1 protein-coding gene is annotated in these 205 nt (G+C 73.2%); it reads left to right on the top strand.

Going from position 1 to position 205, the window contains the following annotated elements:
* Positions 1-205, top strand: a 205-nt coding sequence (locus tag HH311_RS30825; RefSeq protein WP_169187551.1) for a flavodoxin domain-containing protein, incomplete at both ends; no start/stop codon positions are given.

Raw genomic sequence — 205 nt, 5'->3', positions numbered from 1 at the left:
TACACGGTGTTCGGGTGCGGCAACCGGGACTGGGCCTCGACGTATCAGGCGATCCCGACCCTGGTCGACCAGCGCCTCGAGGCCGCCGGCGCGACCCGGGTGTATCCGCGGGGGGAGGGCGATGCCCGCGGTGATTTCGACGGCCAGTTCCACGACTGGTACGCCGGGCTGTGGGACGCCCTCGGTGCGGCGTGCGGGGTCGCCG

The sequence above is a fragment of the Actinomycetospora sp. TBRC 11914 genome, assembly GCF_012933465.1.
In the GTDB taxonomy this organism is placed as follows: Bacteria; Actinomycetota; Actinomycetes; order Mycobacteriales; family Pseudonocardiaceae; genus Actinomycetospora.
This window is presented reverse-complemented; position numbering and strand designations above follow the sequence as displayed.